Genomic DNA, 15,890 nt, shown 5'->3' with positions numbered 1-15,890 from the left:
AAGCAATGGAGAGGGACTACACCGTGAGCAAAGCTCGGCTGTTTACCAGTGAGTCGGTAACCGAGGGCCACCCCGACAAGATCTGTGACGCCATCAGCGACTCCGTGCTCGACGCGCTGCTCGCACAGGATCCGAAGTCTCGCGTCGCCGTCGAAACGCTGGTGACCACGGGCCAGGTGCACGTCGTCGGCGAGGTCACGACCACCGCCAAGGAGGCGTTCGCCGACATCCCGAAGACGGTTCGCGCGCGCATCCTCGAGATCGGCTACGACTCGTCGGACAAGGGCTTCGACGGCGAGACCTGCGGCGTGAACATCGGCATCGGCGCGCAGTCGCCCGACATCGCGATGGGCGTCGACACCGCCCACGAGGCGCGCGTCGAAGGCGCAGGCGACCCGCTGGATGCCCAGGGTGCCGGCGACCAGGGCCTGATGTTCGGCTATGCCATCCGGGACACGCCCGAGCTGATGCCGCTCCCCATCGCGATCGCGCACCGACTTGCCCGCCGGCTCACCGAGGTGCGCAAGAGCGGCGTGCTCGACTACCTCCGTCCCGACGGCAAGACCCAGGTCACCGTGCAGTACGACGGCGTGACCCCGGTCCGGTTGGACACGGTCGTGCTGTCCACCCAGCACGCCGACGGCATCGACCTGGAGGGTGGCCTCACGCCGGACATCCGCGAGAAGGTCGTCAACACCGTCCTCGCCGACCTGAACCATGACTCCATGGACACGTCGGATTACCGGCTGCTGGTCAACCCCACCGGCAAGTTCGTCCTCGGTGGCCCGATGGGCGACGCCGGTCTGACCGGCCGCAAGATCATCGTCGACACCTACGGCGGCTGGGCGCGCCACGGCGGCGGCGCGTTCTCCGGCAAGGACCCGTCGAAGGTCGACCGCTCAGCTGCCTACGCGATGCGCTGGGTGGCCAAGAACGTCGTCGCCGCGGGCCTCGCCGAGCGCGTCGAGGTCCAGGTGGCCTACGCCATCGGCAAGGCCGCCCCCGTCGGTCTGTTCGTCGAGACCTTCGGCACCGAGACCGTCGACCCGGCGCGCATCGAGAAGGCCATCACGTCGGTGTTCGACCTGCGCCCCGGCGCGATCGTGCGCGACCTGGACCTGCTGCGGCCGATCTACGCGCCGACCGCCGCGTACGGCCACTTCGGTCGCACCGACGTCGACCTGCCCTGGGAGCGGACCGACAAGGTCGAGGACCTCAAGGCCTCGGTCTAACCTCCCGATCTCTCCACGCGAGCAGACGCAAAGGCCCCTGTTTCCGTCAGGAACAGGGGCCTTTGCGTCTGCTCGCGCGGTGGGGGGAAGTCGAGCAGGATGGTGGTCATGGACCAGGTGACCTTCATTCCCACCGTCGACCAGCTGACCTACACCTTCGGTGGCGCCGCCGCGGTGATGCGCGTGCGGCCGGGCACCGTGCTGTCGCTGTGGACCGAGGACGCCTACGGCGGGCGGATCACCAGCCGCGACGACGTCGCGAGCACCGCGCTGAACACCGAGGACCTCAACCCGCAGACGGGACCGTTCTGGATCGAGGGCGCCGAGCCCGGCGACACGCTGGCCGTCCACCTGGTCGACCTCACCCCGGCGCGGACGTGGGGCGCCTCCACGCTGATCCCGTTCTTCGGCGGCCTCACCAGCATCCCGGTCAGCCCGACGCTGCAGGACCCGCTGCCCGAACGCACCTACGTCTACGACTACGACGCCGGCACGCACACCGTCGGCTTCGACGCCCAGGCGAGCGACTTCTCGGTGCGCCTGCCCGCCAACCCGATGCTGGGCACGGTCGGCGTCGCCCCAGGCCGCCGCGAGGTACGGACGTCACTGGTGCCGAGCGACTTCGGTGGCAACATGGACACCCCGGAGATGACCGCAGGCGCCACCTGCTACCTGCGGGTCAACGTCGAGGGAGCGCTGTTCTCACTCGGTGACGGCCACTACCGGCAGGGCGAGGGCGAGTCGTGCGGGACCGCGGTCGAGGGTGCCATGCACGTGACGGCGATCGTCGACCTGGTCAAGGGCCGCGGTCCGGCGTGGCCGCGGCTGGAGACCGACACGCACCTGATGTGCATCGGATCCGGGCGGCCGCTCGAGGAGGCGTGGCGTGCGAGTCAGGTCGAGATGATCGGCTGGCTGGGGGAGTTGTACGGGCTCGACCGGCTCGATGCGTATCAGCTGCTGACCCAGATCTCGCAGGTGCCGATCGCCAACGTCGTCGACACGAACTACAGCGCCGTCACCAAGATCGACAAGCGGCTGCTGCCACCCGCACCCGCCTACGACGGCCTGCACGCCGAATTACGCCGCACCGCCAGTTCTCTCGGCTCCATCGACTACTGATCGGAACTCGGCACCATGGATCTTGGACTCTCCGGCAAGCGCTTCCTCGTCACCGGGGGCACCCGCGGCATCGGACGGGCCGTCGTCGACGGCCTGCTGGCCGAGGGCGCCGCGGTGGCCTACTGCGCCCGGACGCCCGACGCCGTGGCGACCACCCAGACGGAGTTGGCCGCCACGGGGTCGACCGTCATCGGCAGCGCCGTCGACGTGGGGGACCGCACCGCGCTCGCGGAGTGGGTGGCCGCCAGTTCCGAGGCACTCGGCGGCATCGACGGCGTGGTGGCGAATGTCAGCGCCCTGGCCATCCCGGCCAACGCGGAGAACTGGCGGACGAGTTTCGACGTCGACCTCATGGGCACCGTCGGCCTGGTGGAGGCGGCGCTACCACACCTGCTCGAGAGCGGAACGGGTTCGATCGTCACCATCTCGAGTGTGTCCGGACGCGAGATCGACTTCGCCGCAGGGCCATACGGGACCATGAAGGCCGCGATCATCCACTACACCCAGGGCTTGGCGTTCGACCTCGCGGGCAAGGGCGTCCGCGCCAACACCGTGAGCCCCGGCAACACCTACTTCCCGGGTGGGGTGTGGCCGTCCATCGAGCGCGACGACCCCGAACTGTTCGCGACCGCGCTCGGCCTCAACCCCACCGGGCGCATGGCAACCCCCGGCGAGGTCGCGAATGCCGTTGTCTTCCTGAGCAGTTCGGCCGCCAGCTTCATCACCGGCACAAACCTCGTGGTCGACGGCGCGCTCACCCGCGGCGTGCAGTTCTAGGCGCTGAACGAATAGTCCCGCAGCGGAAAGCGACGACTGCGTAGATAGGCCTCGAACGTGGTGGCAGGCCGCAGCGGGACGTCGCCGTTCTTGTCGAAGTAGTAGCTGTTGGCCTTGCTGCAGCTCTCCTGCCAGAAGATCTGGCGGTGCCGCTTGCGCATCATCTCGGCGAAGTAGCGGTCGTTGGCCTCCTGCGACACCTCGACCCGCGACGCCGACTGGTGTGCGGCCTGGCTCAGGCACCGCACGATGTGGCGCGTCTGCGCCTCGATCAGCGCGAAGTAGGACGACCCGACGTAGCCGTACGGACCCATCACGGAGAAGAAGTTCGGGAATCCCGGGATGCTGACGCCCTCGTAGGCTTGCATCCTGTTGCGTTCCCAGTAGTCCGCCAGCTCCACGCCGCCGCTTCCAGTGACGTCGAAGGTCACCGCGTCGACGTCCATCACCTTGAACCCGGTGGCGAGGATGAGCACGTCGACCTCGTGGGTGGTGCCGTCGGCGGTCGTGACGCCCGACGGCGTGACCTCGCGGATGGGCTCGGTCACCAGAGCCACGTTGTCGCGGTTGTACGTCGACAGGTAGGTGTTGTGGAATCCCGGGCGCTTGCAGCCGACGGCGTAACGCGGGGTCAGCTTGTCTCGCGTGACGGGATCGCGAACCTCGCGCTTGAGATAGGCCCGGCACAGCCGCTCGGCGCGGTCCGCCAGTGGGAACACGGTGTAGTACTGCGCGGAGATCGGGAACGTCAGTTCCACGTAGGCCTGGCTGATCAGCCGGTGCAGTGTCTTGCCGCCGGGGATCCGCATCGCCAGGCGCGCGGCAGCGGGCAGCGGGACGTCGAACTTCGGCAGGCACCAGATCGGCGTGCGTTGAAAGACGGTGAGGTGCTCCACCTTGGGTGCGATCTCCGGGATCACCTGCACGGCCGAGGCGCCGGTGCCGATGATGGCGACTCGCTTGCCCGTCAGGTCCTGGGTGTGATCCCAGCGCGCGGTGTGCATGGTGACACCGGCGAAGGTGTCGACGCCGTCGATGTCGGGCAGCTTGGGCACGGTGAGCACGCCGCTGGCGTTGATCAGGAAGCGCGCGGTCAGTGACCCGCCGTGTGCGAGATCCACGCGCCACGTGTCGTTCTCGTCGTCGAACACCGCCGCGGCGACGTGCATGCCGAACCGGATCCGGCGGCGCAGCCCGTACTTGTCCACACAGCGGTCGGCATAGCCCTTGAGTTCGCCGCCCTTGGCGTAGGTGCGCGACCAACTGGTGCTCTGCTCGAACGAGAACTGGTAGGAGAACGACGGGATGTCGACCCCGATGCCGGGATAGGTGTTCCAGTACCAGGTTCCGCCGGGCTCGGCGCCGGCCTCCAGGATGACGTAGTCGTGCAGGCCCGCCCGGTCCAGGGCGATGGCCGCGCCGATGCCGGAGAACCCGGCGCCCACGATGATCGTGTGGTGGTCGGGCGTGGTCATCGCGCGTCCCCCCCGGCCGGATGCAGCGCGGCCCGCAGTGCCGCGAGTCCGCGCTGGGTGGCCTCGGCCGCCGCAGGGGCCACCAATGCGAGGCTGACGAAGCCGTGCACCATGGTCGGCTCGTTGGACAGCTGAACGGGAACCCCTGCGGCGCCGAGTAATTCGGCGTACCTCCCGCCGTCGTCGCGCAGCGGGTCGTGCTCGGCGGTGCCGATGTACGCGGGCGGCAGACCCGCCAGCGTCGCGGCGTTCGCGGGCGCGAGATCGGTCGGCAGTGCGGCGGGATCGGTCATGTCCATCCCCGGCAGGTACCAGGTGAGGAACGCCGTGGTGACGTCGCGGTTGAGGATGGGCGCATCGGCGTTCTCGGTGAACGACGGCGCCGACAGGTCACCGACGACGACGGGGTACCAGAGCAGCTGGAACGCCAGCGGCGGCCCGCCTGCGTCACGCGCCCGCAACGCCATGACCCCCGCGAGGTTGCCGCCCGCGGAGTCGCCTGCCACGGCGATGCGGGCCGGGTCGCCGCCGAGTTCGGTCGCGTGGTCGGCGACCCACTGCAGTGCCGCCCACGCGTCCTCGACGCCCTCGGGGAAGGGATGCTCGGGCGCCAGGCGATAGTCCACCGACACGACGATGGCCTCGGCGCCCACGGCGTGCGCTCGGGCGACGTGATCGTGGGTGTCGAGGTCGCCGATGCACCAGCCGCCACCGTGGAAGAAGACGACGACGGGCAGGTGAGCGTGCTGGTCGACCGGCGGCCAGTAGATGCGGACCGGCACGTCGGTCAGGTCCCCGTGACCGACGACGCGAGCCTCGATGCGCAGGTCGGGCAGTATCTCCGGCGGCGGCTTGACTGCCCGGAACTTCTCGCGGGCGACGTCGACGCCGTCGGCGATCGTGAACTCCAGCGGCACCGCGTCCAGCACCATCTTCAGGATCGGGTCGATGTCGGGCCGCTGCCCGGGCGTCGTGCTCGCCGAGGTGTCCGTCACGGTCTCAACCTAGCGCGGCGCGCAGTGCCGCGAGCCCGCGTTGGGTCGCCTCGGTGGCCGCCGGAACGATGCCGGCGTAGCCGAGGTAGCCGTGCACCAGGCTCGCGGCATTGTGCACCTCCGCGGGCACCCCGGCGGCGGTCAGCAGTTCGCCGTAGCGGATGCCGTCGTCACGCAGTGGATCGTGGCCCGCCACCGCGATGTAGGCCGGTGCCAGGCCCGCCAGTGATTCGGCGCGGCCCGGGATCAGGGTGGCCGGTGCGTTGGACAGGTCGACGTGGCCTGCGTACCACCGGGAGAAGCCGCCGACGGAGACGGTGTCCAGGATCGGGGCGTTCGCGTTCTCGGTGAACGAGGGCAGGGTCACGTCCCACGTCGTGGCCGGGTACCAGAGCAACTGGAACCGCAGCTCGGGACCGTCGGCGTCACGGGCCAGTTGCGCGACGACCGCCGCGAGGTTGCCACCCGCGGAGTCGCCGGCCACGGCGATCCGCCTTGCGTCGGCGCCCAGTTCGTCGGCATGCTCGGCGACCCACCGCGTGGCGGCCCACACGTCGTCGACGGCAGCCGGATACGGGTGCTCCGGCGCGAGCCGGTAGTCGACGGCCACGACCAACGCGCCGGTCTCCGCGGCGTGGACCCTGGCGGCGCCGTCGTAGGTGTCGAGGTCGCCGACCACCCAGCCGCCGCCGTGGAAGAACATGACGATGGGCAGTGGCGACGTGCCCGCGTCGGCGGGCCGGTACAGCCGGATGGGTAGCGGGCCGCCGGGTCCGCCGATCTCGCGGTCCTCCGCCGTCACCTCCGGATGGACCTCGGGCCGCGGCACGTCGCGGAACCGCTGGCGGGTGGCCTCGGGGCCGCCCTCGGTCGTCAGCTGGAAGGGAACCGCTTCCAGTACCTTCTCCAGGATGGGGTCGAGTGGCATCGGGCTGACGGGAGCGTCGTCTGCGGGCATGGGCACAACGTACGCATCGTCGCGATCGCGCATCGCGTGGGTCGCCGCAGGCGTGGTCGGTGCGGCGTACGGCGTGTTCCTCGTCGTGACCGCCGCGCGGCTGCCCTCGGGCGCCGACCTCACGGGCCAGTTCGCCCTGCAGCCCGCGGTCAAGGCACTGACCGCCGTGCTGCTCGCAGTCGCCGCGCTCGGTCATCGGGTGGTGCGCGAACGTCGTTGGCTCGTCGCGGCTTTGGTGTTCTCCGCCGCGGGCGACTCCCTGCTCGCCGTCCCGTGGTGGGAGCCGTCGTTCGTGCTCGGCCTCGGCGCGTTCCTCGTCGCGCACCTGTGCTTCCTGGCCGCGTTGCTCCCGCTGGCCCGCCGCACCACCCCGCGGGTCGTGGCATGCGCCGTCCTCGTCGTCGCCTGCGTCGCCCTGCTCGTCTGGTTCTGGCCGCGCCTGGTCGCCGAGGGGATGGCCGTGCCGGTCACCCTCTACATCGTGGTGCTCGGCGCCATGGCCTGCGCGGCGCTGCTGGCCGACCTGCCCACGCCGTGGACGGCGCTCGGCGCGGTCTGCTTCGCGGTGTCCGACGGCATGATCGGCATCGGGAAGTTCGTGCTCGGTTCCGAGGCGCTCGCCGTCCCGATCTGGTTCGCGTACGCCGCGTCGATCCTGTTGATCACCGCGGGATTCCTGTTCGGTCGAGGACCTACGGCGTCGGCGGGCGCTGCTACACCGGCCGAGTGAGCACGACCAGACAGGCCGCCGAACACGAGCCGATCGCACGCGTGCTGCCCATGCTGTCGGTGCCGCATCTCGATCGAGAATTCGACTACCTGGTCAGCAGCGAGCAGTCCGACGACGCCCAACCGGGCGTGCGCGCCCGCGTCCGCTTCCACGGCAGGCTCGTCGACGCCTTCATCCTGGAACGGCGTTCGGACACCGACCACGTGGGCAAGCTGGGCTGGCTCGACCGCGTCGTGTCGGCCGAGCCGGTCCTGACCCCCGACGTCCGGCGCCTCGCCGAGGCCGTCGCGACCCGGTACGCCGGAACCCGGCCCGACGTCCTGCGGCTGGCCGTGCCGCCGCGCCACGCCAACGTCGAGAAGCAGGCCGTTCCCGAGCTGGCCCCGCTCGTCACCGCCGACGTCGATCCGGCCGGGTGGTCGGTGTACGGACGGGCCGAGGCCTTCCTGGCAGCACTCGCCGAGGGCCGGGCGGCGCGCGCGGTGTGGCAGGCGCTGCCGGGGGAGCAGTGGGCCGATCGGCTGGCCGAGGCGGGGGCGGCGGTGGTCAACTCAGGCCGGGCCGCGCTGGCCGTCCTGCCCGACCAGAGCGACGTCGACGCGCTGCACGCCGCCGCGTCCCGGCACGTCGACCCGACCAGGGTGGTCGCGCTGTCGGCCGGGCTCGGCCCCGCCGAGCGGTACCGCCGCTGGCTGGCCGTGCTGCGCGGCGGCGCGCGCTTCGTGATCGGCACCCGCAGTGCGGTGTTCGCACCGGTCGCCGACCTCGGACTGGTCATGGTGTGGGACGACGGTGACGACAGCCTCGCCGAACCGCGCGCACCGTACTCGCACGCCCGCGAGGTCGCGATGCTGCGCGCCCACCAGGTGCGCTGCGCGGCGCTGATCGGCGGGTACTCGCGGACCGCCGAGGCCCAGGCCCTGGTGCGGTCCCGGTGGGCACACGACCTGGTGGCCACCCGCCCACAGGTGCGGGCCAGGGCGGCGCGGGTCGTCGCCATCGAGGACAGTGCCCATGCGCAGGAGCGCGACCCGGCGGCGCGGACGGCACGGCTGCCCACGATGGCGCTCGACGCCGCTCGCTCCGCCCTGAAGGCAGGCGCGCCCGTGCTGGTGCAGGTGCCCCGCCGCGGATACGTGCCCGCACTCGCGTGCGGACGCTGCCGGACCATCGCCCGCTGCAGGCACTGCACCGGGCCGCTGTCACTGCCCGACCGGGACACGACCGGCGCGGTGTGCCGCTGGTGCGGCCGGCACGAACCCGCACTCCGGTGCGCCCGCTGTGGGTCGGACGCCGTGCGGGCCGTCGTGGTCGGTGCCAGGCGCACCGCGGAGGAACTCGGCAGGGCCTTCCCGGGCACCACCGTCGTCACCTCGGGCGGCGACGCCGTGCTCGCGACGGTCCCGGACACCCCCGCCCTCGTGGTCGCGACGCCGGGCGCCGAACCCGTTGCCCCGGGCGGATACGGCGCCGCGCTGCTGCTCGACGGATGGGCGCTGCTCGGCAGGCAGGACCTGCGCGCGGGGGAGGACGCGCTGCGCCGGTGGATGGCCGCGGGCGCGCTGGTGCGGCCGCGGTCCGAGGGCGGCGTGGTCGCCGTCGTCGCCGAGTCGGCGATCCCGACGGTGCAGGCACTCGTCCGGTGGGATCCCGTCGCGGCGGCCGAGGCCGAACTCGACGCGAGGACCGAGGTCGGGCTGCCGCCCGCCGCGCACATGGCGGCCATCGACGGCGACGTCGCGTCTGCGGCCGCGCTGATCGACACCGCGACACTGCCGGAGGGGGCCGAGGTCCTGGGGCCGGTGGACCTGCCGCCCGGTGCTCGTCGCCCCGCGGGCGAACCGGTCGACGGGCCGGTCATCCGCATGCTCGTCCGGGTGCCACGCGAGCAGGGCCTCGAATTGGCCGCGGCATTGCGCAAGGCCACCGGCGTGGCCAGTGCCCGCCACGACGGAGCGCCCGTTCGCGTACAGATCGACCCGCTGCACATAGGGTAAGGCGTCCAAACCCGGGAGGTGACGTGCGCAGGATCCTCGGCTGGTCGCTCCTCCTCGGGCTCATCGCCCTCGGACTGCTGTGGCCGCTGGCGTTCGGTTCGGGCTCGGCCGCAGGCCCCGCCGACGACCCCGTGGTGATCACCGACTACCGCGCCGACTTCACCGTCGGCGCCGACGGCGACCTCACCGCGGTCGAGACGATCACCGGTGACTTCCCGTCCGGACGGCACGGCATCTTCCGGTACTGGGACGTCGCCAACCCCAACGAGCCGTCCGTGCGGCAGACCCCGGAGATCACGTCGATCCTCCTCGACGGCGAGCCCGTGGACTACCAGATGCTCTGGGAGGACGCCGACCGCTTCCGCGTCGCCAAGATCGGCGACCCTTACAGCACGCTATGGCCCGGCGCCCACACCTACGAGATCCGGTATGCCATCGACGGAGTGCTAGACCCCGGTTCGACCGGATCGGATCGCCGGTTCGCCACCGACGTCGGTCGACCCGACTCGGAATCCGCGTTCTTCTGGAACGTCGTGGCGCCGTCGTGGAACAACGAGATCGAGCGCGTGCGCATCCGCGCCACCATGCCCGGCGACGTGACCGGTGCCCGGTGTGCGGTCGGGTTCGGGGTCGGGCGCCCGTGCACCGGCCTGACCCTCGACGGCGACACCGTCGAGTTCTCGGCGACCGACCTGCCACCGCGCACGCCGGTGACCTTGCGGGCAGGGGTGGACGTGCCGACGCCGCAGCGCGTCGAGCTGCCGTGGTCGCAGCCCTGGGACCGCGTGTTCGGCCAGTCCGTCGTCACCGCGGCGTGGGTGCTCGGCATCGCGGTCGCCGCAGGCGCGGCGGGCTACCTCTGGTACCGCACCACGGTGGAGCCGGTGCCCGGGTCGCCCGTGCAGTACGAACCACCGCCCGGGCTCGGCCCCGTGCAGACCGAGTACGTCCGCACCGAGCGCGTGCCCTGGAACGGGTTGACGGCCACCCTGTTTCACCTCGCCGAACGCAACCTGGTCGAACTGCGTCAGGTGAGCAATGCGCAGTGGAACGTGCGGGGCATCGCCGAGCGCAAGGACTGGATCGACGTCGACCCGGTGGGCGTGGCGGTCGGTTCGACGCTCAAGGTGATGGGCCGGGGAACGGTCTTCGAGGCGAGGAAATCGGCCAAGGCGGGAGCGAAGCTGCAGAAGGCGAAGACCGAAATGGCCGAAGCAGTCCGCAAGTGGGCGCGCGACGAGGGGCTGATCGTGCCGCGCAGGAAGGAACTGTGGATCCGTTCGGCCAACGCCGTCGCCGCCATCCTCGCGCTGTGCGGCTTCTTCCGATGGGGCTTCCCGACGACGATGTGGGGCCTGCCGTTCGCGGCGTTCTTCGCACTCACCGTCGGGGCGTGGGCCGCAGGCGTCGGCACGCGGCGCACCGAGGCGGGCCGCCAACTGTGGTCGCGCGCCGAGGGTTTCCACCGGCTGCTGTCGACGGACTCCGCGGAGACGCGCTTCGACTTCGCCGCACGCAAGGACCTCTACACCGCCTACGTTCCCTACGCCGTGGCGGCGGGTAGCGCGGCGGCGTGGGCGCGCAAGTACGAGACCACGATGGGAACCGTTGCCCCGCAGCCCGTCTGGTATCAGTCCTCGTCGAGTTCGGGCGACGGTGACTCGTCGTTCGGCTCGGGCGGCGGGGCGGACTTCGACGGGTTCGAGTCGGCGCTGTCCTCGTCGATCGGCGCGTACACCGCGTCGCAGGTGTCGTCGTCCTCGGGCAGTTCGAGCGGTAGCAGTTCGAGCAGCAGTAGTGGCGGTGGCGGTGGCGGCGGTGGGGGAGGAGGTGGCGGCTCGTGGTGACCGCGGTCCTCGTCCTCGTCCTGGTGCTGCTATCGCTGGTGCTGGTCGGCTTCGTGGTGGGCTACAACAAGATTCGGTCCGCCGACGTCCGAGTCGCCGAGGCGCTGGCGGGTATCGACGTCGAGCTGACCCGGCGCGCATCGCTGATCCCGAGCCTGGTGCACACGGTGGAGACCTTCGCCGCGCACGAGCGGACGCTGCTCGAACGGGTCGTGACGGCGCAGAACGCACTGACGTCGGCGACCGGCGGCACGTCGGTGGCTCAGCGCAGTGCCGCCGAACGCGACCTCGACGACGCGGTGGGCCGGCTGCTCGCCGCCGGCCGCGCGCAGCCGCAGTCCGCGGCGTCGGAGAACTTCCTGAACCTGCAGGAGAACCTCGCCGACACCGAGAAGACGCTGGCGTTCGCGCGCCAGTACTACAACGACGCCGTCGCTACCCTGAACCGACTGGTCGGCACCATCCCGTGGCTGCTCGTCGCCCCGCTGGCAGGCGTCGGCGAACGCGAGTATTACCAGATGCCAGGCTGAGACGTACACGGCCGAGACATCCAGACTCCAGATCCGAGGACGAAGACCCACCATGCGAATCGTGTTCGCAGGCACGCCCGAGCCTGCACTGCCGTCCCTGCGCCGCCTGATCGACTCGCCGCGCCACGACGTGGTGGCCGTGCTGACCCGGCCGGACGCGGCGTCCGGCCGACGCGGCAAGCCCGCGCCGTCGCCGGTCGCGGCGCTGGCACTCGCGGAGGGCATTCCCGTGCTGCGTCCCGAGCGGCCCAACTCCGAGGAATTCGTCGCCGAGCTGGCCGGCTACGCGCCCGACTGCTGCGCCGTCGTCGCCTACGGTGCGCTCCTGCGTGACGGGCTGCTGGCCGTGCCCCGCCTCGGATGGATCAACCTGCACTTCTCGGTGCTGCCCGCATGGCGGGGCGCGGCGCCGGTCCAGGCCGCGATCGCGGCGGGCGACACCGTCACCGGCGCAACGACGTTCCAGATCGAACCGAGCCTCGACTCGGGCCCCGTCTTCGGCGTCGTGACCGAGACGATCCGGCCGACCGACACCGCGGGCGATCTGCTGGGACGGTTGGCCGACTCGGGCGCGGGCCTGCTCGAGTCCACCCTCGACGGCATCGACGACGGATCGTTGACCGCCGTGCCGCAACCCAGCGAGGGCGTGACCGTCGCCCCGAAGATCACCGTCGAGGAGGCGCGCGTGCGATGGGATCTGCCCGCCCACGTGGTCGACCGCAGGATCCGGGCCGTGACGCCCAATCCGGGAGCCTGGACCACGATCGGCGACCTGCGCGTCAAGCTGGGACCGGTGACCCCGACCGAACGGGAAGCCCTGTCGCCCGGTGACATTCGGGCCGACCGGGAGGGAGTGCACGTGGGTACGGCCTCGTCGCCGGTGCGGCTCGGGTGGATACAACCGCCCGGCAAGAAACCGATGGCTGCGGCCGACTGGGCCCGTGGCGCCCGCCTCGACGACACGGCGCGGGCCTCGTGAGCCGGCCGGACCGGGGACGCGGCCCCCGCCGCCCGACCCGTCGCACACCACTGGATCCCGCGCGCCGGGTCGCCTACGACACCCTGCGTGCGGTGACCGAACGGGACGCCTACGCCAACCTGACGCTGCCCGCACTGTTGCGCGAACGGAACATCACCGACCGCGACGCCGCGTTCGCCACCGAACTCGCCTACGGCACCTGCCGCAGCCTCGGCGTCCTCGACGCGGTGATCGCCGCGGCGTCGGGGCGGCCCGTCGATCAGATCGACGGCGTCCTGCTGGACCTGCTGCGGCTCGGCGCCTACCAGTTGCTGCGCACCCGGGTCGACGCGCACGCCGCGGTCGACACCACCGTCGAGCAGGCGGCCATCGAAGTCGACACCCCCCGTGCGGGTTTCGTCAACGGCGTGCTGCGGTCGATCTCCAAGCGCGACGAGCAGTCCTGGATGGCGGAGTTGGCCCCGTCGGCCGAGAAGGACCCGGTGGGGCATCTGGCGTTCACCCACTCGCACCCGCGGTGGATCGCGCAGTGCTTCGCCGACGCGCTGGGCGCCGACGCGGCCGAACTCGAGGACCTGCTGAGCAGTGACGACCACCGGCCCGTCGTGCACCTCGCGGCCCGGCCGGGGATCCGAACCTCCGAGGAGCTGGCGGCCGCGGTGGACGGGACGCCCGGCCGCTACTCGCCGTATGCGGTGTACCTGGCCGGTGGTGATCCCGGTCTGCTGGCGCCGGTACGCGACGGCGAGGCACTGGTGCAGGACGAGGGCAGCCAACTCGTCGCGCGCGCACTGACATTGGCGCCCGTGGAGGGGGATGGCGGCCGGTGGCTCGACCTGTGCGCGGGCCCGGGTGGGAAGACGGCACTGCTGGCCGCGATCGCCGCGGGCGCCGGCGCACGCGTGACGGCGGTGGAGCCGACCCCGCATCGGGCGGACTTCGTCGAGCGCAATACCAAGGGTCTCGACGTGGAGGTGCTCCGCGTCGACGGGCGCGACACCGGGTTGCCCGCCGCGTCCTTCGACCGCGTCCTGGTCGACGCGCCGTGCACCGGTCTCGGTGCGCTGCGTCGCCGTCCCGAGGCGCGCTGGCGGCGTCAGCCCGGTGACGTGCCGCCGCTGGTCAAGCTGCAGCGCGAACTGCTCGCCTCGGCCATCGCGCTGACCCGCCCCGGCGGCGTGGTGCTCTACGCCACCTGTTCGCCGCACCTGGCCGAGACGGTCGGGGTGGTCGCCGACGCGGTGCGCCGTCATCCCGTCGAGCCAATCGACACCTGGCCGTTGTTCGACCCCGTGGTCGGCAAGGGCAGCCACGTCCAGCTGTGGCCGCACCGCCACGGCACGGACGCGATGTTCGCCGCCGCGCTGCAAGTGCGATGAGCGCTCGCGCGAAGAGCCCCAAGTAGGGTGACCGCCATGGCTGGCCAATCTCCCGTCGCTTCGCTCGCCCAGGCACCTCTGATCGCGCCGTCGATCCTCGCCGCGGACTTCGCCAGACTGGCCGACGAGACGGCGGCCGTGCACGGCGCCGACTGGCTGCACGTCGACGTCATGGACAACCACTTCGTGCCGAACCTGACGCTGGGCCTGCCGGTCGTCGAGAGTCTGCTGAAGGTCACCGACATCCCGATGGACTGTCACCTGATGATCGAGGACCCGGCACGATGGGCGCCGCCGTACGCCGAGGCAGGCGCCTACAACGTGACGTTCCACGCCGAGGCCACCGACGATCCCCGCGCCGTGGCCCGCGACATCAGGGCGGCAGGCGCGCGGGCAGGCCTCAGCGTGAAGCCGGGTACGCCGATCGACCCCTATCTCGAGATCCTGCGCGACTTCGACACCCTGCTGGTGATGTCGGTCGAGCCGGGCTTCGGCGGTCAGAAGTTCATGCCCGAGGTCCTGGCCAAGGTGGCGGCAGTGCGCGCGCTGGTCGACGCGGGGGAGTTGACCGTGGTGGTCGAGATCGACGGCGGCATCAACGCCGACACGATCGAGGCGGCCGCGGAGGCCGGCGTGGACTGCTTCGTCGCGGGGTCGGCGGTCTACAGCGCAGCGGACCCGGCCGAGGCCGTGGCGTCGCTGCGACGGCGGGCCGCCGCCGCGTCACCGCATCTGTCGTGAGCGGTGCCGAGGCCGCCATGCGGCGCGCCATCGAGCTGTCCGAGCAGGTCAAGGGATCGACCTACCCGAACCCACCGGTCGGTGCGGTGATCCTCGATCGCGACGGTGAGATCGCCGGCGTCGGCGCCACGGAACCGGTGGGTGGTCCGCACGCCGAGGTGCTCGCCTTGCGCCGCGCCGGCGAGCGGGCGGTCGGCGGTACCGCGGTGGTGACGCTCGAGCCGTGCAACCACCACGGGCGGACCCCGCCGTGCGTCGACGCACTGCTCGCGGCCGGGGTGGCGAGTGTGGTGTACGCCATCGCCGACCCCAATCCGGCGGCTGCCGGCGGTTCGGCCCGGCTCGCCGACGGCGGCGTCCGGACCGAGGCGGGGCTGCTGGCCGACGAGGCCGCCGGGGGTCCGCTGCGCGAGTGGCTGCACAAGCAGCGCACCGGTCGCCCGCACGTGACGTGGAAGTACGCCACCAGCGTCGACGGCCGCAGCGCCGCAGCAGACGGCAGCAGCCAGTGGATCACCAGCGAGGCGTCCCGCGCCGACGTGCACCGGCGCAGGGCCGTGGTCGACGCGATCGTGGTCGGAACCGGCACCGTGTTCACCGACGACCCGACGCTGACCGCCCGGCTGCCCGACGGGAGCCTCGCCGCCCGGCAACCGCTTCGGGTCGTCGTCGGCCAGCGTGAGGTGTCCTCCGAGGCGCGGGTCCTCAACGACGACTCGCGCACCATGGTGATCCGCACCCGGGATCCGTGGGAGGTCGTGCGGGCGCTGTCCGACCGCACCGACGTCCTGCTCGAGGGTGGGCCCACGCTGGCCGGTGCGTTCCTGCGCGCCGGGGCGATCGACCGGATCCTCGCCTACGTCGCCCCGATCCTGCTCGGCGGGCCGATTGCGGCCGTCGACGACGTGGGCGTGCTGACCATCAGCAACGCCCAACGGTGGCGCTTCGACGGCACCGAGCGGATCGGTCCGGACCTGCGGTTGAGCCTGGTGCCGACCTGACCTGATGCCGCCCCTCGGGGTGACGTGGAATTCCTTTGCGCGCCACTGTGACTGGCGTCACTCGTGGATCGCGGCGAGTTGGGGGACTCGTTACCAGTTCGAGACTCCATCCGCCTTCGGTGACACC

14 protein-coding genes are annotated in these 15,890 nt (G+C 71.6%); 11 read left to right on the top strand and 3 right to left on the bottom strand.

Annotated features, from left to right (window positions below; all coding sequences use genetic code 11):
- Positions 1-23: 23 nt before the first annotated feature.
- From metK to G6N61_RS06515, 3 genes are all read left to right on the top strand, one after another.
- Positions 24-1,232: a methionine adenosyltransferase gene (metK, locus tag G6N61_RS06525; RefSeq protein ID WP_163917791.1), complete on the top strand. Its 1,209-nt coding sequence runs from the start codon at positions 24-26 to the stop codon at positions 1,230-1,232.
- A gap of 108 nt (positions 1,233-1,340) precedes the next feature.
- Positions 1,341-2,354 carry an acetamidase/formamidase family protein gene (locus G6N61_RS06520; protein WP_163917790.1) on the top strand — a complete coding sequence of 338 codons (1,014 nt, stop codon included), beginning with the start codon at positions 1,341-1,343 and terminating at the stop codon, positions 2,352-2,354.
- Between the two features lie 15 nt (positions 2,355-2,369).
- Positions 2,370-3,131 (top strand): SDR family NAD(P)-dependent oxidoreductase, encoded by a 762-nt coding sequence (locus G6N61_RS06515; RefSeq protein ID WP_163917789.1) that lies wholly within the window; start codon positions 2,370-2,372, stop codon positions 3,129-3,131.
- Here G6N61_RS06515 and G6N61_RS06510 read toward each other — a convergent pair.
- The 3 genes from G6N61_RS06510 to G6N61_RS06500 form a co-directional block, all read right to left on the bottom strand.
- Positions 3,128-4,606 (bottom strand): flavin-containing monooxygenase, encoded by a 1,479-nt coding sequence (locus tag G6N61_RS06510; RefSeq protein ID WP_163917788.1) that lies wholly within the window; start codon positions 4,604-4,606, stop codon positions 3,128-3,130. The two genes, G6N61_RS06515 and G6N61_RS06510, sit on opposite strands and share 4 nt — an antisense overlap.
- Positions 4,603-5,538 carry an alpha/beta hydrolase gene (locus tag G6N61_RS06505; protein ID WP_163924638.1) on the bottom strand — a complete coding sequence of 312 codons (936 nt, stop codon included), beginning with the start codon at positions 5,536-5,538 and terminating at the stop codon, positions 4,603-4,605. The genes G6N61_RS06510 and G6N61_RS06505 overlap by 4 nt, the downstream gene beginning before the upstream one ends.
- A gap of 67 nt (positions 5,539-5,605) precedes the next feature.
- The gene (locus tag G6N61_RS06500; protein ID WP_163917787.1) at positions 5,606-6,559 is read right to left on the bottom strand and encodes an alpha/beta hydrolase; all 954 of its coding nucleotides are present in this window, start codon (positions 6,557-6,559) and stop codon (positions 5,606-5,608) included.
- Between G6N61_RS06500 and G6N61_RS06495 the strand changes: the two genes are divergently transcribed.
- Genes G6N61_RS06495 through ribD form a run of 8 tightly spaced genes read left to right on the top strand, consistent with a single transcriptional unit; the run spans position 6,558 to position 15,763 of the window.
- Positions 6,558-7,289, top strand: coding sequence for a lysoplasmalogenase (locus G6N61_RS06495; protein WP_163917786.1), 732 nt, complete (start codon positions 6,558-6,560; stop codon positions 7,287-7,289). The two genes, G6N61_RS06500 and G6N61_RS06495, sit on opposite strands and share 2 nt — an antisense overlap.
- The gene (locus G6N61_RS06490) at positions 7,286-9,286 is read left to right on the top strand and encodes a primosomal protein N' (RefSeq protein WP_235887432.1); all 2,001 of its coding nucleotides are present in this window, start codon (positions 7,286-7,288) and stop codon (positions 9,284-9,286) included. The genes G6N61_RS06495 and G6N61_RS06490 overlap by 4 nt, the downstream gene beginning before the upstream one ends.
- Positions 9,287-9,309: 23 nt before the next feature.
- Complete coding sequence (locus tag G6N61_RS06485) at positions 9,310-11,133, top strand: DUF2207 domain-containing protein (RefSeq protein ID WP_163917785.1); 1,824 nt, start codon at positions 9,310-9,312, stop codon at positions 11,131-11,133.
- Positions 11,127-11,663 (top strand): LemA family protein, encoded by a 537-nt coding sequence (locus tag G6N61_RS06480; RefSeq protein WP_163917784.1) that lies wholly within the window; start codon positions 11,127-11,129, stop codon positions 11,661-11,663. The genes G6N61_RS06485 and G6N61_RS06480 overlap by 7 nt, the downstream gene beginning before the upstream one ends.
- 52 nt (positions 11,664-11,715) lie before the next feature.
- Positions 11,716-12,642 carry a methionyl-tRNA formyltransferase gene (gene fmt, locus G6N61_RS06475; protein ID WP_163917783.1) on the top strand — a complete coding sequence of 309 codons (927 nt, stop codon included), beginning with the start codon at positions 11,716-11,718 and terminating at the stop codon, positions 12,640-12,642.
- Entirely contained in the window at positions 12,639-14,021 is a 1,383-nt protein-coding gene (locus tag G6N61_RS06470) for an RsmB/NOP family class I SAM-dependent RNA methyltransferase (RefSeq protein ID WP_163917782.1), read from the top strand. Before fmt ends, G6N61_RS06470 begins: the two co-directional genes overlap by 4 nt.
- Before the next feature lie 36 nt (positions 14,022-14,057).
- Positions 14,058-14,762, top strand: a complete 705-nt coding sequence (gene rpe / locus G6N61_RS06465; RefSeq protein WP_163917781.1) for a ribulose-phosphate 3-epimerase — start codon at positions 14,058-14,060, stop codon at positions 14,760-14,762.
- Between the two features lie 17 nt (positions 14,763-14,779).
- Entirely contained in the window at positions 14,780-15,763 is a 984-nt protein-coding gene (gene ribD / locus G6N61_RS06460) for a bifunctional diaminohydroxyphosphoribosylaminopyrimidine deaminase/5-amino-6-(5-phosphoribosylamino)uracil reductase RibD (RefSeq protein WP_163924636.1), read from the top strand.
- The last annotated feature ends 127 nt before the right edge of the window (positions 15,764-15,890 follow it).

Source organism: Mycolicibacterium arabiense, assembly GCF_010731815.2.
Taxonomy (GTDB): Bacteria; Actinomycetota; Actinomycetes; order Mycobacteriales; family Mycobacteriaceae; genus Mycobacterium; species Mycobacterium arabiense.
The sequence above is the reverse complement of the archived record's forward strand: the minus strand, read 5'-3'. Positions and strand labels throughout refer to the sequence as shown.